Below are 21,622 nucleotides of genomic sequence, written 5' to 3'. Positions count from 1 at the left end.
AAAGGCGATCCTAGGACGACCCTGCAGGGACTACCGTGCGCCAGCGTCCAGAGGGACGCATCGCGCGGCGTCAAAGACGCGCGCCCAACTCCACGTCGGCCACCAGGCCATGCTCCGACAGCCGCACCGGCACCGCGCCGGCGCCCAGCATGCGGGTCATCGCGTGGTCGCCGTCGCCGGGCTGGACGTCGACCGCGCGCATGGCCTCGGCGACGATCAGGATCTCGAAGTCGGCCAGGCCGTCGAGCACGGTGTTGAGCACGCAATAATCGGTGGCCAGGCCGCACACCGCAAGACGCCGGATGCCGCGCGCGCGCAGCGCCCGCGCCAGCCCGGTGCCGCTGAAGGCGGAATACGCATCGACCTCGACCGTGTCGGCCTTGGACACCACGATGACGTCGTCCGGCAGCGTCAGTTCGGAAGAAAAGCCGGCGCCTTCGGTGCCGGCCACGCAATGCGGCGGCCATGGGCCGCCCTGGCCGGCGAAGGAGCAATGCAGTTCGGGATGCCAGTCGCGCGAAGCATAGACCGGCAGCGCACGCGCCCGGTACAGGTCGATCAGGCGGTTTATCGGCGCGATGACCTGGTCGCCATGCGGGACGCCCAGTTTGCCGCCGGGAAGGAAGTCGACCTGCAGGTCGACGATCAGGAGGGCATCGCCCTGGCCGAGCACGATGGCGCTCATGAGACATCTCCACTTCGAGGACGCGCACGCGGCGTCAAAGATGGCAGATTAACATGAAGCGCCGGCGGGGGCGATGCGGCGGGCCGGAATGGCCCGCCGTGTGGAGCGCGATTACTGCGGCTTGTTCAGCAGCGAGCGCTGGCGCGCATAACCGAAGTAGACGGCGGCGCCGATCGCCAGCCAGATGGCGAACGCCAGCCAGGTATGCCAGCTCAGGAAGGACATCAGGACCAGGCAGAACACGATCGCCAGGCCCGGGATCACCGGCACGCCAGGGCAGCGGAACGCGCGCGGCAGGTCCGGACGCTTCTTGCGCAGCACGATCACGGCGATCGAGACCAGGGTGAAGGCGGCCAGGGTGCCGATGTTCACCAGCTCGGCCAGCACGTTCAGCGGCACCACGGCGGCGATCAGGCCGAAGATGATGCCCACCAGCCAGGTGGCGAAGAACGGGGTCCCGTATTTCGGATGCACGGTCGACAGTTTCGACGGCAGCAGGCCGTCGCGCGACATGGCGAACAGGATGCGGGTCTGGCCATAGGCCATCACCAGGATCACGGTGCTCATGCCCAGGATGGCGGCCAGGTCGACGAAGCCGGCGACCCAGTTCTCGCCCGCCACCTGCAGCGCCAGCGAGACCGGGTGGTCGACGCCCTTGAAGTCCAGGTGCGGCACGATGCCGGTCATGATCGCGGCGACCACGACGTACAGGATGGTGCAGACCACCAGTGAACCGATGATGCCGATTGGCAGGTCACGCTTCGGGTTCTTGACTTCCTCGGCGGCCGAGGTGACGGCGTCGAAGCCGATGAAGGCGAAGAACACCAGCGCGGCGGCGCTCATCACGCCACCCATGCCGTAGGGCATGAACGGCTCCCAGTTCTCCGGACGGACATGGCCGACGCCGACGGCGATGAACAGCAGCACGACGCCGGTCTTGATGATGACCATGACGTTGTTGACGCGCGCCGATTCGCGCATGCCCAGCGACAGCATCGCGGTCAGCGCGATCATGATCAGGAAAGCCGGAAGGTTGAACAGGGTGTCGACGCCGGGGCGGGCGCCCGGGGCGGCGGTCAGCGCGTCCGGCAGCACCAGGCCGAAGCCCGACATCAGCGACTGGAAATAACCGGACCAGCCGACCGCGACGGTCGAGGTGGCCAGGCCGTACTCGAGCAGCAGGTCCCAGCCGATCATCCAGGCGACGAATTCGCCCAAGGTGGCGTAGCTATAGGTATAGATCGAGCCGGCAACCGGCACGGTCGAGGCGAACTCGGCGTAGCACAGGGCGGCGAAGCAGCAGGCCATGGCGGCCACGATGAAGGAGATGGTCAGCGCGGGGCCGGCGGTGACGGCGCCCGTGCCGGTGAGCACGAAAATACCGGTGCCGACGATGGCGCCAATACCGAGCAGGATCAGGTCGGTCGGGCCGAGCACCTTTTTGAGTCCGCCCGGCTTGGCGCTGGCCGCCAGCATGGCATCCAGATTCTTGGTTCTAAAAATACTCACTACGTGTTCTCCAATCAAATAGGTGTGTGGTCCCGCGTCTTGTCATTGCGCCGTGCCCGCAGGTCGTGCGGGCACGCTCTCGAGATCCTGCCTGTTGGGCCGGCATGCCTGACTTGAAACCGCTTTTGCTGCACCTGCAAACCGTCAACTTTTTGCAGACGTGCAAATATAACCAGAATGCTGTTGCGAATCAAAGCAATCTGACAAATCTTCTGCAATTTACATGCCGGCAGGTAATTTCTGCTTCTTGAACACAGCCGTTGCGTAAACATCGCAGCTTGGGCCCTCGTGCTTGATTTCCTCAAATCAACATTCGATAATGGGCCGACCCGTCTCGCCCCGCCCTCGCTGCCACGCCCTCGATCCCGCCACCATGACTGTTCCCAATGGACGCCCGTCCCGATTCACGCTGGCGCTTGCGAGTGGCGCACTACTGGCCTTGCTCGCCGGGCCGGCGCCGGCGGCCTTGCAGCCGCATGCTCGGCTGGACGAGATCGCGGCCATGGCCGAGCACGACAATGCGCAGGCACGCGCCATCCTGGTGCAGGAAGGACCGAAACTGATCGCCGGCGCACCCTACGCGGTGCGCATCCACTACCTGCGCCTGTTGCGACGGATGCAGGCCGATGCCGGGAACTTCCGCGACGCCTTCGAAACCAACGAGCTTATCATCGGCCTGGCCGAGGCCGAACGCGATCCGCTCAATCTCGCGCTGGCCAGCCTGGCGCGGGTGCTGCGCCTGATCGAGAACAACGATCCGGCCGCAGCCCTCGGCCAGCTCGAGACCCTTGACGCACGCTACCGCAAGCTGGGCAGTCTCGAATTCAGCGCCAGCTCCGAAGGGCTGCACGGCATGGCCTACAGCGCGCTCGGCCAGCACGACCGCGCGCTGCGCCACTTCCTGCGCGCGCTCGACATGGTGCGGCGCCATCCGGACCTGTGGAGTCCGCGCGAAGCCGACATCCGGCTGGCGCTGGTGCGTATGTACGTCAACGCGCGCGATCCGGTCCGGGCGCTCGAGACACTGCGCGAGATCCGCGCCGGCGCGGCCCGGCTGCCGCCGCGCACCGCTGCCGCCGTTCACTTTTTCGAGGGTCGGGCGCTAGTGGTGCAGGACGAACTCGAGGCCGCCCAGCAAGCCTTCGGGCGCGCGCTCGAGCTGGCCCATGCCCACCAGTTGATCGCGCTCGAAGCGAATGTGCTGGGCAATATCGCCGGCGCCCACCTGAAGGCAGGGCGCGACCAGCAAGCCGAGGAAGCGGCCCGCGCCGCCCTGGTCCCGGCCGAGCGCAGCGAAGACCGGATCAGCCTGCAGATGGCGAAGGCCAACCTCGGCTTCGCCCTGTTCGGCCAGGGCCGCCAGCGCGAAGGCTTGCAGCACGTCGACGCGGTGATCGCCGCGATGCGCAAGGCCGGCGCCATGTCGACCGTCGGCCGCTTGCTGGCCGAGAAGAGCCAGGCGCTGGAAACCGCCGGACGCTTCCGCGAAGCCCTGGCCACGACGCGCGAACGCGAAGCCGTGATCCAGGAACTGGCGCTCGATGAACGCAACAAGGCGATCTCGGCGCTGCAAGAACAGTTCAAGGCGCGCGAGCGCGCCGCCCAGATCGCCGCCCTGCGCCAGGAGAACGCCGTCAAGGATGCCGAGCTGCGCCACCGCAGCCTGATCCAGACCGCCGCGTCGCTGGGGGCGTCGCTGGCGCTGTTCCTGTGCGCCGGCGTGCTGTGGATGTACCGCAAATCGGTGCTCACCGGCCGCCGTCTTTCCGAACTGAACGACGAGCTGGCCTACCGCTCGGCGCACGATCCGCTCACCGGCCTGTTCAACCGGCGCTCCTTCCTCGACCGCATGCGCAGCCGCACCGGCGAAGCGCCTCCGCGCCTGGACTCAGCCGACTGCTTCACCCTGCTCGACATCGACCACTTCAAGCGCATCAACGACGAGCATGGCCACGCGGCGGGCGACGCGGTGCTGGTCGAGGTCGGCAAACGCCTGCGCGCCGCGATGCGCGAATCGGACATGGTGCTGCGCTGGGGCGGAGAAGAATTCCTGGTGTATTCGCAGGGCGTGACCCAGGAGCAGCGCCCGCTGCTGGTCAAGCGCATCCTGGACGCGATTGCCGCCACGCCGATCATGCTGGAAGACGGCAGCGCGCTCCGGGTCAGCGCCACCGCCGGCGCGGTGTCGCTGCCGTTCGCGCCGGATGGCGAGCGCGCCGGCGCGCAAGCCGCGGTCCAGCCCGACTGGGAGCAGGCGATCGCGCTGGCCGACCGCGCGCTGTACAAGGGCAAGGAGGCGGGCCGCAACCGCGGCTATCTGGTGGCCGGCCTGCGCCGTCCGGAAGGCGGCCTGGAGCTCGACCTGGTGCTGCCGGGCGCTTAAAGCGAACGCAGCAGGTTGCGGCGGGCGACGATCGCCGCCACCGTCTGCAGCAAGGTCGCCGGGGCCACCGGCTTGGCCAGGTAGTCGTCGAATCCCGCTTCCAGCGCGCGCTGCTGGTCTTCGCGCCGCGAGAACGCGGTCAGGGCGATGGCCGGCACGCCCGCGATCTCGCGCTCCGGCAGCGAGCGGATGCGGCGGATCATCTCGAAACCATCCACCAGCGGCATGCCGATGTCGCTGATGACGAGGTCGGGCCGGCGCGCCTCGACCAGGCGCAGCGCCTCGCGCGCGCCGGTGGCGGTCAGGATCGTGGCGTCGCTGGCGGCCAGCACCTGCTGCACCAGTTCCAGCGAATCGAGTTCGTCGTCGATCACCAGCACCGTCATGCCGGCCAGCTCGGGCGGCGTCAGCGGCAGGCCGGCGAGGGGCTCCAGCCGCGCCGCCGGCGCCGCGCCGGGCGCGGCCAGCGGCAGGTGCAGGGTGAAGGTGGCGCCCTGCCCTTCGCCGCGGCTGGCCACGCTGATCGCGCCGCCCTGCAGCTCGACCAGCTGGCGCGCGATCGCCAGGCCCAGCCCCAGGCCGCCGTGACGCCGCGCCGACGAGGAATCGGCCTGGCGGAAGCGATCGAACACATAGGGCAGGAATTCGGGCGCGATGCCGGCGCCGGTGTCGGCCACGTCGATCGCCACCGCGCGCTCGTCGCCTTCGCCGTCCATCCGCAGCGTGACCGTCACCACGCCGCCCGGCTCGGTGAACTTGATGGCGTTCGACAGCAGGTTCGACATCACCTGCTGCATGCGCGCCAGGTCGCCGCGCACCGGGCGGGCGCCGTGGTCGATGCTGGCGTTCAGGGCGATGCTGCGCGCCAGCGCCGCCGGACGCGCGGTCTCGAGCGCCGCGTTGACGAAATCCTGGGGCTGGATCGGGGCCGCGTCGATCCGCACCTTGCCGGCCAGCAGGCGGCTCATGTCGAGCATGTCTTCGATCAGCTGCGACTGGGCGCGCGCGTTGCGCTCGATGGTTTCCAGGCCGCGGCGCAGCATGGCGCCGTCGCGGTGGCCCTGCAACAGCAGTTGCGACCAGCCGAGCATGGCGTTGAGCGGCGTGCGCAGCTCGTGCGACAGGGTGGCGAGGAACTCGTCCTTCATCTGGCTGACGTGCTCGGCCTCGACGCGGGCGCGCTGCTCGTCGAGATACAGTTGCTGGCGCTCGGCCGCCGCCTGCAGCGATTCGGCGATCGTGCGGTTGCGCGCATCCAGACGCGCGTCGAAGATGGTGGCCAGCAGCGCGATGCTGAGCAGGGCCACGGTGGCCACCGTGACCAGGGCCGCCAGGTGATCCTGGTCGACGCCGCCGAGCGCGGCGCGGCACACGCTGCCGGCCTCGAAGTGGGCGGCGGCCATGCCCGTATAGTGCATGCCGGAGATCGCGCCGCCCATGATGACACTGGCCGCGAGCTGCACGGCGCGCCGCGCGCCGCCGCGGCCGTGATCATCCTCGCGCAGGCGCAGGCCGAGCTGCAGCGCCAGCGCCGAGGCGCCAATCGCGATCGCGACCGACAGCGCGAACAGCCAGGGGGTGTAGGTGATGGCGGGGTCCATGCGCATGCCGGCCATGCCGGTGTAGTGCATGGCGTTGATGCCCAGGCCCATCAGGATGGCGCTCCAGACCAGCTGGCGGCGCCGGAATTCGCGGTGCCGCACATGCCACAGCGCCAGGCCGGACGCGACCACCGGCAGCAGCCAGGAGACGAAGGTGATCAGGGGATCGTAGCCGACCGGGATCGGCAGGCGGAAGGCCAGCATGCCGATGAAGTGCATGGCCCAGATGCCGCTGCCCATTGCCAGCGCGCCGCCGGCAATCCAGAAGTATGGCGCGCGGCCCTGGGCCTGGCGCACCCGCATCGCCAGGCTGAGGGCCGTGTACGACGCCAGGATGGCCACCATGATCGACACGACGACCAGCAGCGGCTCGTAATACCCGTTCACCATGCTATCCCGCTCTTTTTGGATTCCTGTTTTATGATCGGCCTGACGGCGCGCCGCATGCCGGCCGGAGCCAGTGTACACGACCTGGCGGTCGATATCGGGTACGCTTGCACGGCCCGTTCAACGCCTCTTCAGAAGGAAATGCCTTGTCCGACGAACCGACGACCGCCGCGCCTGTCGCCCATGAGCGCCGCGCCCTGCTGCACGGCGCCGCCGTGCTGGCCGGCCTGGCGCTGGCCCCGGCCACGATCCGGCCCGCGCTCGCCGAGCGCCCCCTGCCCAAGGTGCCGTATGTGACGACCCCGCAGGACATCGTCGACCGCATGCTGTCGATGGCGAAGGTCGGCCGCGGCGACGTGGTATACGACCTCGGCTGCGGCGACGGCCGCATCGTGATCTCGGCCGCCCGCAAGTATGGCGCGCGCGGCGTCGGCATCGATCTCGATCCCGACCGCATCCGGGAGGCGCATGCCAACGCGCGCGCGGCCGGGGTGCAGGATCGCGTGCGCTTTCGCCAGGCCGACCTGTTCCGCACCGATTTCAGTCCGGCCAGCGTGGTCATGCTGTACCTGCTGTTCGAGGTCAACCTGCGGCTGATGCCGCAGCTATGGCGCCAGTTGCGGGTCGGCGCGCGTGTCGTTTCGCACGATTTTCACATGGGCGCGCAGTGGCCGCCGGAGCAAATCGTGCGCGTGCGCGACAAGACGGTGTATGCGTGGACGATCACCGAGGAGCTCAAGCAGGAGATCGAACAAAAGCGTCGAGCGCAGCCTTGACCAGCGCCAGCCGGCTCGCCACGACTTCACGGCCTTACTGCGGCGATATGTCGGTCGGGCCGCAGCGATGACGAAGACGACGGCCGCACCCCTACTTGCACGAAATGGCCGACATGGCATACGGCGGGTTGGCTTTCGTGTCTGTTTCACGCCGATAGGTAACGGTACATTCCTCTGTCGCGCTCGGCAACTTCTGGGCCAGATATACATTGCCTCCGTACGTACAGACCATCCATTTGTCCAGCTGGCCGGCGACGCCCCCGGTCAGCGAGAACTTGTGCTCCACCGTGTCGCCCTTCTGGATAACATCACCCTTGAGCACGCCTTCCTGCTCCAGTGGCCCAAGGCGGGCGCCTGCACTGTCGAGCTTCAACTTGATGTCCGGCAGGTAGGCTCCAGCCCAGCCAGGGGGGCCTTGGACTTTAATCTGGTCGGACATGACTGCAGGAGGACAGACAATGCGCTGTTCAGCTTTCGCCGAACCACAGGACATGCCCACAGCCACACAGGCTACAACGTATAGCAGGTTCAGGTGCATTGGACTCTCCGGTCAGCGTGCAATGGTGTAAAGGGCTTCGGCATTATTGGAGATATCGGGGAAGTCCCCGTTCGAATACATACCACCCCGCCGATACACCGTACGCCTTGCGATCCTGGGCTTTGCCCGCCACTGATCCATCAGGACTATGCCCATGACACTACAACGACCTGCACTTGTCTTTGCGGCGCAGCTGGTAACCACGCCGTCGTAGAAACCCGCATGCTTGTGGGCGCCAGTGGGATACCTGCCATTCACAAAGGTAGCGACGGCAGTTCCCTGCTCAATATGCCCACCGCGTTCCAGTATGTCGATAACGCGCTCCCCAGGCCTCCAGGTCGATGTATGACCCACGTGCGGAAGAAAGTGTTGGACGAGACGGACACATTCCCCGTTCTCTACTTGATCCTTGCCCTGAAGGTCAGAAACGTTCTGATAAACGTGCGGCATTGAAGTCCCCGACGTCGCAATACGTCGATGCTATCTGCCGACAGGAAACCTACTTTGAGCCAGTCGACGTTGACCTGATTTTGGTGGCGCTGTACCCGCGATCTGTTGATGGCCCCGAGCGCAATACGCTGCAGCTGCTGGATAGAAGTGGCTCGCCCGCCGTCGAGCGCCCGCTGGCGCCTTCGGCGCCGGAGCGCCCCGTTCGACAGCGCTGGGACAACGACCCGGTGCGCGCTGCCTGGGCGTGGATCAAGCCGGGCTGGGCAGCCCTGCGCGTTGGTCGCTCAGGCAGATCGCTCAGTGGCCGAAAGACAGCTCACTGCCAGCAAACTCGCAATACAGGCGCTGCAATGAGGAAGCACATCTGACCGCTGGAACAAGGCCGCGACGGGGGATAGGAAGGTGGACCGGGATTCATGGCAACGGGTACAGCACAAACGCAAAACGCCCGCATGGCGCGGGCGTTTCGAAGAATCCTGTTGGTGGGAAGTGCAAGTTTCGAACTTGCGACCCCTGCAGTGTGAATGCAGTGCTCTACCCCTGAGCTAACCTCCCGAAGCGAGGCGTATTATGGCACAGAATCACTGTCTCGTCACCCCTGCGGAGAATAATTCCTCCACACGCAGCTGCCTTTCACGTTCTTGTCGAGGCCGACCAGCACGTCGTCGTGCGCCGCGAGTTCGTCGGCGCTGGCCGCGACCACGATGATCTCGCCCAGCGGCACCACTTCGAGCGCGTCGCCGGCGTTCGCGCTTTCGACTTCGACGTCCATCGTCAGCGAGTTCTGGCCGCGGGTCATCGCCAGGTAGACGTCGGCCAGCAGCTCCGAGTCGAGCAGCGCGCCGTGCAGCTTGCGGTGCGCGTTCGAGATCTCGTAGCGGTCGCACAGCGCGTCCAGCGAATTGCGCTTGCCCGGATGGAGTTCCTTGGCGTGCACCAGGGTGTCGATCACGCCGCTGCAGTGTTCGACGAACGGCGGGAGGCCGATGCGGGTGAATTCGTGGTTCAGGAAGCCCAGGTCGAACGGCGCGTTGTGGATGATGACCTCGGCGCCCTGCACGAACTCGCGCAATTCTTCGGCGATCTCATGGAACTTCGGCTTGTCGCTCAAGAACTCGGTGGTCAAACCGTGGACGGCGAGCGCCGCCTCGTCCGACTCGCGTTCGGGATTGATATAGCGATGAAAATTATTGCCGGTGAGCTTGCGGTTGAAGATTTCGACGCAGCCGACCTCGATGACGCGGTCGCCCGTGCGAGGATTCAGGCCGGTGGTTTCAGTGTCGAGGACGATCTGGCGCATGGTGTTCTACTTGATGAAATGAAGCGGACCGAAGTATAACAAAGGCCGCCCTTGCCTTCCGGCGATGAAAGGCTCAGCGCCGCACGGAGGCGGCGCCGCGATTGGCCAACACGTCGGCCCGCTCGTTGCCCGGATGGCCGTTGTGTCCGCGCACCCAGCGCCATTCGACGGCGTGCTGCTGCTGCGCCTGGTCGAGCGCCTTCCACAAGTCGTCGTTCTTGACCGGTTCCTTGGCCGCCGTCTTCCAGCCGCGCGCCTTCCAGCCGTGGATCCATTCCGAGATCCCCTTCTGCACGTACTGGCTGTCGGTGTGCAGCACGACCTTGCACGGACGGTTCAGGACGCCGAGCGCCTCGATCACGGCGCGCAATTCCATGCGGTTATTGGTGGTGTTCGGCTCGCCGCCGAAGATTTCCTTCTCGTGACCATTCGAGACCAGGAGCGCGCCCCAGCCGCCCGTGCCTGGATTGCCCTTGCACGCGCCGTCGGTATAAATCTCGACCTGCGTCGCGCTCACTTCATTCGCTTGTTGTTCGCTCATTCCTGTTCGCTGCCGGCACTGCCGCCGGCCGCTTGCTCGCTTTCTTGTTCCATGCGGGACCGATGATGTGCATGCCCTTGACCCGCTTGATCGCATGCACCACGTAGACCGCGCCGAGATACGGCCACCAGCGTGCGCCCGCCGATTCCATCATCGCGAAGCGGCTGAGCCAGTGGGCCGTGCGGCACGGCGGGGCGTAGCAGCCAAAATGGCTGCGGGTCACGCCCAGGTTCAGCAATTTTAGCCAGTCTTTGAGGCGCGGCAAAGAAATGAATTCGCCGGACTCGGGCAGGTAGTCGCTCTGCGTGACGCGCCGGAAGCCCTGGCGCATGCCCCACAGGCTGGCCGGGTTGAAGCCGCAGATGATCACCTGCCCCTCCGGAATCAAGACCCGCTCGACTTCGCGCAAGACCTGGTGCGGCTCGAGCGCGAACTCCAGCACGTGCGGCAACACCACCAGATCGATGCTGCTGGTGGCGAACGGCAGCTCCTCGAAGTCGACCGCGACCGCGATCTGCTTGCCGCCCGCGGCGAACGCGAGTTCGTCCGCATGCGCCGTGCGCGTCGCCGCCTGCCATTTATTGGGCATGCGGCTGGCCGCCAGCGCATCGAGCTGGGGCACGCCGATCTGCAGCGCGTTGAAGCCGAAGATATCCACCGTGAGCTCGTCCAGGCAAGCCTGCTCGAACGCGCGCACGTAGGCGCCCGCCGGCGATTGCAGCCAGTTGTCGAGCGCTATAATGGATTTTTCGGATGCGCTATCCATGCCACCTCTTTGACCCACGGTTCACCATGACGACTCTTCCCCGCACACACCTGGCGGTATTGACGCTTCCTGCCTTTAAAGACAATTATCTCTGGCTCATTCACGACGGCAGCAACGCGGCCATCGTCGACCCTGGCGAGGCCGGACCGGTCAAGGCCGCCCTGGCCGCGCACAAGCTGCGCCTGACCGCCATTTTACTCACCCATCATCATGCTGACCATATCGGGGGTGTGCCGGGCTTGCTCGAGGAGTGGGACGTGCCCGTGTTCGGACCGCGGGACGACGGCATCGCGCTCGTGACGCATCCGCTCGGCGAGGGTGAACGCATCGCGGTGCCGGGGCTGGATCTTGCCCTCGACGTGCTGGACGTGCCGGGCCATACGCTGGGCCACATCGCCTACGTGCGGCGCGACGAAGACGCACCTTGGCTGTTCTGCGGCGACACGCTGTTCGGCGCGGGCTGCGGGCGGCTGTTCGAAGGCACGCCGCGCCAGATGATGGAGTCGCTCGAGAAATTCACGACGCTACCGGACGAGACGCTGGTGTATTGCGCGCACGAATATACGCTGTCGAACCTGCGCTTCGCCCAGGCGGTCGAGCCGGGCAATGCCGCGCTCGATGCGCGCGTGCTGGCCGATGGCGCCCGGCGCGAGGCCGGCCAGCCGACGATCCCGTCGACGATCGCGATCGAGAAGGCGACCAATCCCTTCCTGCGCTATCGGCTGCCGCGCATCGCGCACAGCCTGGTCGACGCCGGCCGCCTGCAGCCGGCGGCGACGCCGGTCGACACTTTCGCGGCGCTGCGCGAATGGAAGAATACGTTCTGAGCGAGGCCGCCCCGACGCGTGGACGGCCAGGGCCGCCCACGCGGATGCATCAGATCTCTTCGTACAGCGGCAGGGTCAGGAACTCGGCGAATTCGTCCGAAGTCGACATCTGTTCGAAGATCACCGCCGCGCGCTCGTAGCTCGCATGCGTGCCGTCGGCCGCCACCACCTTCACCTTGTCCAGTTCCTCGGGAATCATCGCCCGCACCATGTCCGCCGTGACCTTGCGGCCATCGTCCAGCACACCCTTCGGCGAACGGATCCACTGCCACACCTGCGAGCGACTGATCTCGGCCGTCGCCGCGTCTTCCATCAGGTTGTGGATCGGCACGCAGCCATTGCCGGCCAACCAGGCGCCCAGGTAGTGGATGCCGACATTGATGTTGTAGCGCAGGCCGGCTTCGGTGATCGGCGTCTCGGGCTGGAAATCGAGCAATTGCGCGGCTGTCACCTCGACATCCGGACGCTGCTTCTCGAACTGGTTGGGCCTGTCGCCCAGCACCTTGGTGAACTCTTCCATCGCCAGCCCGACCAGGCCCGGGTGCGCGACCCAGCCGCCGTCATAGCCATCCGTGGCATCGCGCGCCTTGTCGGTGCGCACGCCGCCCATCGCGATCTCGTTTTTCTCGGGATCGTTCTTGATCGGAATCAGGGCCGACATGCCGCCGATGGCCGGCGCGCCGCGCCGGTGGCAGGTCTTGAGCAGCAGCAGCGCATAGGCGCGCATGAACGGCGCCGTCATCGTCACCTTGGCGCGGTCGGCCAGGCAGAAGTCGCGGTCATGCTTGAACTTCTTGATGCACGAGAAGATGTAATCCCAGCGGCCGGCGTTCAGGCCGGCGCTGTGCTCGCGCAACTCGTACAGGATCTCGTCCATCTCGAAGGCGGCCAGAATGGTCTCGATCAGCACCGTCGCCTTGATCGTGCCCTGCGGCAGGCCCAGCGCGTCCTGGGTCATCACGAACACGTCGTTCCACAGGCGCGCTTCGAGGTGCGATTCCAGCTTCGGCAGGTAAAAGTACGGACCGGCCCCGCGCGCCAGCAATTCCTTCGCGTTGTGGAACATGAACAGCGCGAAATCGACGATGCCGCCCGAGACGCGCTGGCCGTCGACCAGCACGTGCTTTTCGTCCAGGTGCCAGCCGCGCGGACGCACGATCAGGGTCGCCACCTTGTCATTGAGCCGGTAAGACTTGCCGTTCTGCTCCAGCGAAATGGTTTTGCGGACAGCATCGAACAGGTTGACCTGGCCCTGGATCTGGTTGTCCCAGTTCGGCGTGTTCGAATCCTCGAAGTCGGTCATATAGCTGTCGGCGCCCGAATTGAGGGCGTTGATGACCATCTTGCGCTCGACCGGGCCGGTGATTTCGACGCGCCGGCAAGCCAGCGCCGGCGGGATCGGCGCGATCCGCCAGTCGCCGTCGCGGATATGGGCGGTCTCGGATAAGAAGTCCGGACGTTCGCCGGCGTCGAGCCGGCGCGCCCGCTCTGCGCGTGCGGCCAGCAATTCCTGGCGGCGCGGGGCGAAGGCGCGCGCCAGCCGGACCACGAGTTCGAGGGCTTCCGGGACCAGGATGTTTTCGTAGCCGGGCTTGATTTCGCCCGTGATCTGCATGCCGGCGGGGATGGTGAGGGACATAGGGCCTCCTGAGTTTGATGAACAATGCGTGCGACGCCGCGCCCGCCACGGGCGCTTCTTGGCGTTTGTCTTTGCATCAAGTATATTCACCTGAATAGCGCTAAACCATACAAATTCTCACAGCATCCGTGTGTTTTTGTATCAAATAAGAGGCGGGAACGGGTAAAGAACATGGGCAAATTCACCCAGATGGCGACCTTCGTCGAGGTCGTCGCGCGCGGCAGCCTGTCCGCCGCGGCGCGCGCCGAGGGCATCGCCCCGGCCATGATCGGCCGCCGCCTCGACGCGCTCGAGGCCCGGCTCGGGGTCAAGCTGCTGCAGCGCACGACGCGGCGCCTGGTCCTGACCGACGAAGGCAGCGCCTTCCTCGAGGATTGCCAGCGCATCCTGGCCGAGGTGGGCGACGCCGAGTCGGCCATTTCGGAGCACAGCATGCGCGCCTCGGGCCACCTGACGGTGTCGGCGCCGGCCGGCTTCGGGCGCCAGCACGTGGCGCCGCTGCTGCCCTCGTTCCTGGCCGAACACCGCGACGTCAGCATCAACCTGAACCTGTCCGACCGCGTGGTCGACCTGGTGGCCGAAGGCGTGGACGTGGCCATCCGCATCGCCAGCCTCGACGACTCGAACCTGGTCGGCGTCAAGCTGGCCGACAACCGGCGCGTGGTGGTGGCCTCCCCGGCCTATCTCAAGCGCCACGGCTGGCCGCGCCAACTGGCCGACCTGGCGCGCCACAACTGCCTGCCGATCAGCAGCGAAGGCAGCCAGCGCGGCTGGACCTTCATCGACGACGGCAAGCCGGTGACCCTGAAAGTGGGCGGCAATATGGTGTGCAACGACGGCGCCGTGCTGCATGCCTGGGCGCTGGCCGGCAAGGGCCTGGCCTGGCGTTCGATGTGGGAAGTGGGCGGCCAGATCGCGAGCGGCGAACTGGTGACGGTGCTGGACGACTTCGCCGCGCCCGGCAACGACGTCCATGCCGTGTTCGCCCAGCGTCGCCACCTGCCGCTGCGGATCCGCGCCTTCGTGGATTTCCTGCGCCGCAGCTACGCCGCGCCGGATTACTGGCGCCATTCCTGAGGCCGCCGCTACCGCCCGGGCCAGGGAAGGCCGGAGGAAGATTCGAGGAGTACAGGCAAAAAAAATCCCCGGCAATTCCGGGGATTTTTATCTCGTAAAGCCCTTGGGCTATTACAGAGGCTGGATGTTCGAGGCTTGCTTGCCCTTCGGACCGGTGGTCACGTCGAACGAAACGCGCTGGTTCTCCTGCAGCGACTTGAAGCCGGTGCTCTGGATAGCCGAGAAGTGCGCGAACAGATCTTCGCCGCCTTCATCAGGGGTGATGAAGCCGAAGCCCTTCGAGTCATTGAACCATTTAACGATGCCAGTTGCCATTACAATTTCCTATTTCGGTTAGTTGGGCTTGCGCCCGTTTCAGATCGTTTGAAGAAGCAAGAAAGAAATGACAGACAGACTGCACTACTACCTCGAACCCAACGATCCCGTATTATACCGAATAAAACCGGCGCGCACCCTCTTCGTTAAATAAAAAAACCGCCTGGCTGCAACGATTCTAAAATTCAATAAATAGGAGAGCGCGCGTTTTTATCCCGTACGAGGGAAAATATAGGCGTAAGACTCGACCAAATGTTTGCGATGAATCAAATTCCGCTCTGCCGCGAGTTTGCGCATGCCGCTTGCGTAGCGCCGCGCGCGAGTGAGCGCCCTGGCGAGCGCTCAGCCAAGGGATTTTGGGTCGCGATGCGCGACGCGGACGTATTCGTCGAGTTCCGCGCGCCAGGCTTGCCACTCCGTGGCGGCCACCACATCGAAAGCGCGCAACACCCTTAGCCGCTGTTCCAGCAGGCGCGCATGGTGGCCCAGGCCGCGAAAGCCGAAGGTGGCCGCCGAGCCGGCCAGCGTGTGCAGCATGGCCTGCACTTCGCCGGCCGCCGGCGCGACGTCGAAGCCCGGCTCGCCGGCGCGCTCCAGTTGCTGCGACAGCGCCGCCAGGCGCTCCATGGTCGACGGCAGCCGCGCCGCGAACTTCTCGTTGAGTTCGGCGAGGCGCGCGAAGAATTGCTGGTCGGCGGGCTGCACGGTTGCCATGGCCGACGCTTACTTGGTGCCGAAGATGCGGTCGCCCGCATCGCCCAGGCCCGGGATGATGTAGGCATCCTCGTCCAGGTGCGAGTCGAGCGAAGCGACGAACAGCTTGACGTTCGGATGCGCGTCCTGGAATACCTGCACGCCTTCCGGCGCCGCCACCAGGGCCAGGAACAGGATCTGTTCGTCCGGTACGCCGCGCTTCTTGAGCACGTCGATCGCGTGCACCGCCGAGTTACCTGTGGCAACCATCGGGTCGCACAGGATGAAGGTGCGCTCGGTGGTGTCGGGCAGGCGCACCATGTATTCGACCGGCTCGTGGGTTTCCGGGTCGCGGAACACGCCGATGTGGCCGACGCGCGCCGACGGCACCAGCTCCAGCAGGCCGTCGCTCATGCCGATGCCGGCGCGCAGGATCGGCACCACGGCCAGCTTCTTGCCAGCGATGACCGGCGCATCGATGGTCACCAGCGGGGTCTTGATCGAGCGCGTGGTCAGCGGCAGGTCGCGCGTGATCTCGTATCCCATCAGCAGCGTGATCTCGCGCAGCAGTTCGCGGAAGGTGCGCGTCGAGGTGTCGTGCTCGCGCATATGCGACAGCTTGTGCTGGATCAGCGGGTGGTTCAGGATATAGAGATTCGGGAAGCGCGGGTCTTGTTTCATGGCGGGATTCAATGGATTCTGTGTGAAGCATGCAAGCGCGCATTATCCCAGCCACACGGCCGTTTGTCCCGGCCTGCACGTGAAAAAAATGCATTTCATACCACGAGGGCGCGCGCCAGCATCGCCTCCAGGTCGATTCCGGCAGGCAACCGGCCGTAGGCCCCGCCCACCGGCTGCAGTATACGCGTGAGCAAGAACGCCTCGCCAACATACGGCGGCGCATGGCGCAGCAGGAGCGCGGCCTGCACCGCCACCACGATCTGCTCGGCCAGCACCCGCGCGCCGGCTTCGTCCGACAGGCGCGCCGCCAGGCCGTCCAGCAGCGCCGCCGCGTGGTCGGCGAAACGCTCGTCCAGCCCCGCCGCCGGCGCCAGCTCGGCCGCCAGCGCCGCGCGCGCGGCGTCCGGGGCCTTGCCGAGCGCGCGCAGCAGGTCCAGGCACATCACGTTGCCCGACCCTTCCCAGATCGAATTGACCGGCAGCTCGCGGTACAGGCGCGCCAATGGGCCGTCCTCGACATAGCCGTTGCCGCCCATGACTTCCATCGCCTCGGCGCCGAAGCCGGGGCCGCGCTTGCAGATCCAGTACTTGCCGGCCGCCGTCAGGATGCGGCCCAGCAACGCCTGGGACGGCTCCTGCCCCTCGTCGAAGCAGCGCGCCAGGCGCAGGGCGAAGGCGGTGGCGGCCTCGGATTCGAGCGCCAGGTCGGCCAGCACGTTCTGCATCAGCGGCTGTTCGGCCAGCGGCCGGCCGAAGACCATGCGCCCGCGCGCATGGTGCAGCGCATGGCACAGGGCGGCGCGCATGATGCCGGCGCTGCCCAGCACGCAATCGAGGCGGGTATGGCTGCCCATCTCGAGGATGGTCGGGATGCCGCGCCCCGGCTCGCCGATCATCCAGCCGAGCGCGCCGCAGAATTCGACCTCGGACGAGGCGTTCGAGCGGTTGCCCAGCTTGTCCTTCAGGCGCTGCACCCGCACCGCGTTGCGCCGGCCGTCGGCGAGAAAGCGCGGCACCAGGAAGCAGCTCAGGGCGCCCGCGCCCGGGTCTTCAGCCGACTCGTCGCAGCGCGCCAGCACCAGGTGGGCGTCGGCCTGCGGCACCGAATAGAACCATTTGTGGCCGACGATGCGCCAGGCGCCCGCGCCCGCCGGTCCTTCGTCGCGCAGCTCGTCCGCCCCCAGTGGCGTGGCGCGCGTGGTGTTGGCGCGCACGTCCGAACCGCCCTGCTTCTCGGTCATGCCCATGCCGACCAGGGCGCCGCGCTTCTGCGCCACCGGCAAGGGCCGGGGATCGTAGTCGCGCGACAGGATCCTGGGCAGCCACACCTGCGCCAGCCCTGGCGCGCGGCGCAGCGCCGGCACCGCCGCATAGGTCATCGTCACCGGGCACTGGGCACCGTTCTCGGCCTGGCCGAACAGCAGGTATTGCGCCGCCCGCGCCACCTGGGCGCCGGGACGCGGGTCGCTCCAGGGCGCGCTGTGGGCGCCGGCGCCGATCATCAGGCTCATCAGGGCATGCCAGGCGGGGTGGAATTCGGGCTCGTCGATGCGGCGCCCGGCGCGGTCGAAGCTCGCCAGCAGCGGGCCGTGGGCGTTGGCAAGGCGCGCCAGCTCCTGGACCTCGGCGCTGCCGAGCCGCTGTCCGAGCGCCTCGAGCTGCGGCGCCGCCCAGCCGCCGCCCTCGCGCAGCAGCGCCTCTTGCAGCGCCGGATCGCAGGCGTACAGATTGATGCCGCTGAACGCGGGCGCCTGGTTTTCGACCTCGTGGGTGGCGAACCTGTCCATCATCCCTCCTGTGCGCACATCTGCTCGTTGTCAAAGTTGCGGTAAAATGTTGCATTGCGGCATCATAATTGCACGTTATTATGTCGTTACAATCAAGAATAAGCGACAATACATCGTGAGAACCTTGATCCTCCAACAAGCAGGTTAGCGCCAACATGCTTGCCGGGCAAGCAGGCCGCTCAGACCCGATAAGGATGAAATCACCGCATGACTTGTGCTTTCTAATGCTTTGCGGAATTTTTCAGTGATAGAGTCATCCCTGATTTGGTAGACTTGCACGGATTCACATGTGACATCGGCATGACGTGCACGTGCCGCAACGATAAAGCAAGAAAGCTCCTGGACAACATGCACACCAGTTCCTCCGCCGTGCCCCCGCCCCAGCCGGCCGCTCATGTGCACACCGCGGCGCTGCCCGCGGCGCTGCTCGACGGCTTGCTGGAGACGGCCGGCGACGCCGTGTTCCGCGTCGCGCCCGATGGCGCGATCCACGCGGCCGGCACGCGCGCGAAGCAGCTGTCGGGCTTCGAAGCCGGCTGTTCGCTGCTGTCGCTGGCGCACGAGATCGACCAGCCGGCGCTGCGCAATGCGCTGGCCGGCGCCGCCGCGGGCTTTGATGCGGTGCTGGTCGAGACCCGCTTCCGCTCGGGCGAGCGCGACATCTGGTTCGAACTCAGGATCGCGCGCCTGGCGACCGGCGACGCCGCCCCGCTGCTGGTGATCGGCCGCGACATGTCGGTCCAGCATGCGACCGAAGAGCGCCTGCGCCACATGGCGACCCACGACGCCCTGACCGAACTGCCCAACCGGGTGCTGCTGTCGGACCGGATCCGGATGGTGATCGCCAACGCGCGCCGCTCGGGCCACGGCTTCTCGGTCGCCGCCATTGGCCTGGACGGTTTTAAAAAGGTCAACGACGGCCTGGGCCACCCGCTGGGCGACACCGTGCTGCAGATGGCGGCCGCGCGCCTGCGCCGCACCCTGCGCGACAGCGACACCCTGGCCCGGGTCGGCGGCGACGAATTCGTGGCGGTGCTGCCGGGCACCTTCACCGAACCGCAGATCAAGCTCGTCACGGGACGCCTGATGGCGACCCTGCAATCGCCGTTCGAGGCCGGCGGCCACACGATCTACCTGGGCGCCTCGATCGGCGTGGCGGTCTACCCGGACCACGCCGAAGACGAGGTGCGCCTGGTGACGTTGGCCGACGCCGCCCTCTCGCGCGCCAAGGAAACCGGCAAGGGCCGCGCCGTGGTCTACAGCCCCGGCGACCAGGGCCCGCCGCAGCACGACATCTCGCTCGAGGCGGCCATGTTCAACGCGGTGCGCGAGGGCGAGTTCCTGCTGTATTACCAGCCGATCGTGAACGCCAAGAGCCGCATCATCGAGGGCTTCGAGACCCTGATGCGCTGGAAGCACCCGACCCTCGGCATGGTGCCGCCGGTGCGCTTCATCCCGATCGCCGAGAACAACGGCCTGATCAACCTGCTCGGGGCCTGGGCCCTGAAGGCGGCCTGCATGCAGATCCGCCAGTTCCAGGAAGTGGCCGGGCGCGAGCTGTACATCTCGGTGAACATCAGCCCGCGCCAGTTCCGCAGCGACCGCTTCCTGACGGTGCTGGACGACGCCCTGGCGCTGTCCGGCCTCGACGGCCGCCAGCTGGTGCTCGAGATCACCGAAGGCACCCTGATGGTCGACCCCGCGCACGCCGAGGACATCCTGGCGCGCATGGTGGAGCGCCATGCGCGCATCGCGATCGACGATTTCGGCACCGGCTATTCGTCGCTGGCCTACCTCAAGCGCTTCCCGATCTCGGTGCTCAAGATCGACCGCGCCTTCGTGAAGGACCTGCCGGCGTCGAACAAGGACGCCGCCATCTGCAACGCGATACTCGACCTGGCCGGCCACCTCTCCCTGTCGGTGGTGGCCGAAGGCGTCGAAACCCAGGAGCAGCTGGCCTGGCTCGACGACCAGGGCTGCCATTACGTCCAGGGCTACCTGACGGGCAAGCCGATGCCGGCCAACGTGGCCGTCACGGCGCTCAAGGAAAATCTCTATACCGCTCTTCTGCCGGCCGACCACCGGACAGGAAAATCATGACCACACAAGCCAGCATCACGGCCACTGCGCCGGCCCCCAGCCCGCACTCGGCGAAGTCGCAAGCCACCCTCGCCCTGCTGTGGGAGCGTATCCGGCGCCAGGGCGACATGCCGGGCTTTACCAAGGCCATCAGCGCCATCCTGGCCTCGATGCGCGGCGAGGACGAGCGCGACTTCTCGATGACGCAGACGGTGCTGTCCGACCCGGTGCTGACCCAGAAGGTGCTGCGCCTGGCCAACAGCAGCATGTATGCGGCCTTCGGCCAGCACGTCAACACCATCTCCAAGGCGGTGCTGGTGCTGGGCACCGAGTCGATCGGCCACCTGGCGCTCGGCCTCAAGCTGATCGAGGAGCTGAGCCGCAGCAGCCCGGACACCGAGGCCGCCCACGTCGAGATGGAAAAGGCGGTGCTGGCCGGGATGGTGGCGCAGCAACTGGCGGCCGACGCCCGCTCGCGCGACCCGGAAGAAGCCGTGGTGTGCTCGATCCTGCACTCGCTGGGCCGCATGATGCTGACCTTCTACATGCCGGAGCGCTGGACCAGGATGCGTGAAGCGGCCGGCGAAGGCCGCGAAGAGAACGCCGCCCGGGAAGTGCTCGGCCTGTCGCTGGAAGAAGTCGGCCGCGCCACCGCCGCCCATTGGGGCCTGCCGCGCAACCTGGTGGCCGGCATGCGCCGGGTCGAGCCGGGCGAGCGCTTCGAAGGCTTCGCCCACGAGGACTGGCTGGCCGCGCTGGGCAGCATGTCGACCCAGGCCGCCGACGCCCTGTGGGCCGACGACGCGGCCGGCGCCGAAAAGGTCGCGCAACTGGCCGAGCGCTTCGCCCCGATGCTGGGCCTGCCGGCGAGCGGCATCCTGGCCTCGATCGACAAGGCCAGGGTGGAAGCCGCGTCCGACCTGTCGATCGCGCCGCTGGCCAAGCCGGCCGAAAAACGCGCGCAACAGGCCGCGGCCACCCGGAAGCGCATTGCCGGCAACAAGATCCTGATGAGCGGCGTGGCCGACATGCGCGACGCCGGCGCCACCGCCACCGCCGGCCAGATGATCTCGATGGCCCTCGAGACGATGCACGAGGGCCTGTCGTTCACGCGCTCGTTCGCTTTTCTTCGAAACCGGCGCGAAGGCCGTTACTCGGCGCGCCTGGGACTGGGCGAAGACGTCAAGGCGATGCTGCCGAACCTGGCGTTCGACGACGTCTACGAGCCGAACGTGTTCCACGCCGCGCTGGGGAGCGACCGCGTGATCTTCATCGAGAACGCGCACGACACCAAGTTCGCGACCAAGCTGCCGGGCTGGTGGAAAGGCACGCTGGCCGAGGCGCGCTGCTTCGTGATCATTCCCCTGGCGGCCCACGGGCAGCCGGCGGGCTTCATCTATGGCGACTGGGACGGCACCTTCCCGCAGGTGATCCTGAGCCAGACCGAGTTCTCGCTGCTGAACGACCTGCGCGCGCTGGTGGTGCGCACGGTCGAGCGGCGGCATCAGATGGAAGCGATCGTCACCCGCGTCTGACGCGGCCGCGCGACATGGCGGGGTTGGACGGCGAAGCCGACCAACCCACCCCG

General features: G+C 66.7%; 19 protein-coding genes and 1 tRNA gene. 6 read left to right on the top strand and 14 right to left on the bottom strand.

Going from position 1 to position 21,622, the window contains the following annotated elements; all coding sequences use genetic code 11:
• Positions 1-70: 70 nt before the first annotated feature.
• Both HMPREF9710_RS22870 and bcaP read right to left on the bottom strand, forming a co-directional pair.
• On the bottom strand, positions 71-685 hold the full coding sequence (locus HMPREF9710_RS22870; protein ID WP_005670365.1) for an isochorismatase family protein: 615 nt from the start codon (positions 683-685) through the stop codon (positions 71-73).
• Between the two features lie 111 nt (positions 686-796).
• Complete coding sequence (gene bcaP, locus HMPREF9710_RS22865) at positions 797-2,194, bottom strand: branched-chain amino acid transporter BcaP (RefSeq protein ID WP_040777768.1); 1,398 nt, start codon at positions 2,192-2,194, stop codon at positions 797-799.
• Positions 2,195-2,567: 373 nt separating this feature from the next.
• Here bcaP and HMPREF9710_RS22860 point away from each other — a divergent pair, with 373 nt between their 5' ends.
• Positions 2,568-4,577 carry a GGDEF domain-containing protein gene (locus tag HMPREF9710_RS22860; RefSeq protein ID WP_051205165.1) on the top strand — a complete coding sequence of 670 codons (2,010 nt, stop codon included), beginning with the start codon at positions 2,568-2,570 and terminating at the stop codon, positions 4,575-4,577.
• Here HMPREF9710_RS22860 and HMPREF9710_RS26750 read toward each other — a convergent pair.
• Complete coding sequence (locus HMPREF9710_RS26750) at positions 4,574-6,568, bottom strand: MHYT domain-containing protein (RefSeq protein ID WP_005670360.1); 1,995 nt, start codon at positions 6,566-6,568, stop codon at positions 4,574-4,576. The genes HMPREF9710_RS22860 and HMPREF9710_RS26750 overlap by 4 nt on opposite strands.
• A gap of 143 nt (positions 6,569-6,711) precedes the next feature.
• Here HMPREF9710_RS26750 and HMPREF9710_RS22850 point away from each other — a divergent pair, with 143 nt between their 5' ends.
• Entirely contained in the window at positions 6,712-7,341 is a 630-nt protein-coding gene (locus HMPREF9710_RS22850) for an SAM-dependent methyltransferase (RefSeq protein WP_005670358.1), read from the top strand.
• A 91-nt stretch (positions 7,342-7,432) separates the two neighbouring features.
• Here HMPREF9710_RS22850 and HMPREF9710_RS22845 read toward each other — a convergent pair whose 3' ends face one another.
• From HMPREF9710_RS22845 to HMPREF9710_RS22820, 6 genes are all read right to left on the bottom strand, one after another.
• Positions 7,433-7,879 (bottom strand): STY0301 family protein, encoded by a 447-nt coding sequence (locus HMPREF9710_RS22845; RefSeq protein WP_005670356.1) that lies wholly within the window; start codon positions 7,877-7,879, stop codon positions 7,433-7,435.
• 12 nt (positions 7,880-7,891) lie between these two features.
• Positions 7,892-8,329, bottom strand: a complete 438-nt coding sequence (locus HMPREF9710_RS28955) for a BPSL0067 family protein (protein WP_081589991.1) — start codon at positions 8,327-8,329, stop codon at positions 7,892-7,894.
• A gap of 480 nt (positions 8,330-8,809) precedes the next feature.
• Positions 8,810-8,884 (bottom strand) — tRNA-Val (locus tag HMPREF9710_RS22835).
• A gap of 37 nt (positions 8,885-8,921) precedes the next feature.
• Positions 8,922-9,629, bottom strand: coding sequence for a DNA polymerase III subunit epsilon (dnaQ, locus tag HMPREF9710_RS22830; RefSeq protein WP_005670354.1), 708 nt, complete (start codon positions 9,627-9,629; stop codon positions 8,922-8,924).
• 73 nt (positions 9,630-9,702) lie between these two features.
• Positions 9,703-10,170, bottom strand: a complete 468-nt coding sequence (gene rnhA / locus HMPREF9710_RS22825) for a ribonuclease HI (RefSeq protein ID WP_005670352.1) — start codon at positions 10,168-10,170, stop codon at positions 9,703-9,705.
• On the bottom strand, positions 10,148-10,936 hold the full coding sequence (locus tag HMPREF9710_RS22820; RefSeq protein WP_005670350.1) for a class I SAM-dependent methyltransferase: 789 nt from the start codon (positions 10,934-10,936) through the stop codon (positions 10,148-10,150). Before HMPREF9710_RS22820 ends, rnhA begins: the two co-directional genes overlap by 23 nt.
• A gap of 26 nt (positions 10,937-10,962) precedes the next feature.
• On the opposite strand from HMPREF9710_RS22820, the gene gloB reads away from it, so the two are divergent.
• On the top strand, positions 10,963-11,763 hold the full coding sequence (gene gloB / locus HMPREF9710_RS22815; protein WP_005670348.1) for a hydroxyacylglutathione hydrolase: 801 nt from the start codon (positions 10,963-10,965) through the stop codon (positions 11,761-11,763).
• Positions 11,764-11,812: 49 nt separating this feature from the next.
• Here the strand turns inward: gloB and aceB are convergent, their stop codons facing one another.
• Positions 11,813-13,402 (bottom strand): malate synthase A, encoded by a 1,590-nt coding sequence (aceB, locus tag HMPREF9710_RS22810; protein WP_005670346.1) that lies wholly within the window; start codon positions 13,400-13,402, stop codon positions 11,813-11,815.
• A gap of 171 nt (positions 13,403-13,573) precedes the next feature.
• Here aceB and HMPREF9710_RS22805 point away from each other — a divergent pair, with 171 nt between their 5' ends.
• Complete coding sequence (locus tag HMPREF9710_RS22805) at positions 13,574-14,479, top strand: LysR family transcriptional regulator (protein WP_005670344.1); 906 nt, start codon at positions 13,574-13,576, stop codon at positions 14,477-14,479.
• A gap of 111 nt (positions 14,480-14,590) precedes the next feature.
• On the opposite strand, the gene HMPREF9710_RS22800 is transcribed toward HMPREF9710_RS22805, so the two are convergent.
• The 4 genes from HMPREF9710_RS22800 to HMPREF9710_RS22785 form a co-directional block, all read right to left on the bottom strand.
• Positions 14,591-14,794, bottom strand: a complete 204-nt coding sequence (locus tag HMPREF9710_RS22800; protein WP_005670341.1) for a cold-shock protein — start codon at positions 14,792-14,794, stop codon at positions 14,591-14,593.
• A gap of 342 nt (positions 14,795-15,136) precedes the next feature.
• On the bottom strand, positions 15,137-15,508 hold the full coding sequence (locus HMPREF9710_RS22795) for an Hpt domain-containing protein (protein ID WP_005670338.1): 372 nt from the start codon (positions 15,506-15,508) through the stop codon (positions 15,137-15,139).
• Positions 15,509-15,517: 9 nt separating this feature from the next.
• Entirely contained in the window at positions 15,518-16,168 is a 651-nt protein-coding gene (gene upp / locus HMPREF9710_RS22790; RefSeq protein WP_005670336.1) for a uracil phosphoribosyltransferase, read from the bottom strand.
• Positions 16,169-16,263: 95 nt separating this feature from the next.
• Positions 16,264-17,955, bottom strand: a complete 1,692-nt coding sequence (locus HMPREF9710_RS22785; RefSeq protein WP_005670334.1) for an isovaleryl-CoA dehydrogenase — start codon at positions 17,953-17,955, stop codon at positions 16,264-16,266.
• A gap of 348 nt (positions 17,956-18,303) precedes the next feature.
• Between HMPREF9710_RS22785 and HMPREF9710_RS22780 the strand changes: the two genes are divergently transcribed.
• Positions 18,304-20,055, top strand: a complete 1,752-nt coding sequence (locus HMPREF9710_RS22780) for a putative bifunctional diguanylate cyclase/phosphodiesterase (protein ID WP_143054593.1) — start codon at positions 18,304-18,306, stop codon at positions 20,053-20,055.
• Positions 20,052-21,569: an HDOD domain-containing protein gene (locus tag HMPREF9710_RS22775; RefSeq protein WP_005670330.1), complete on the top strand. Its 1,518-nt coding sequence runs from the start codon at positions 20,052-20,054 to the stop codon at positions 21,567-21,569. Before HMPREF9710_RS22780 ends, HMPREF9710_RS22775 begins: the two co-directional genes overlap by 4 nt.
• The last annotated feature ends 53 nt before the right edge of the window (positions 21,570-21,622 follow it).

Source organism: Massilia timonae CCUG 45783 (assembly GCF_000315425.1).
GTDB lineage: Bacteria > Pseudomonadota > Gammaproteobacteria > Burkholderiales > Burkholderiaceae_D > Telluria > Telluria timonae.
Note: the sequence above shows the minus strand (reverse complement) of the source record. Positions and strands in the feature narration are given on the sequence as shown.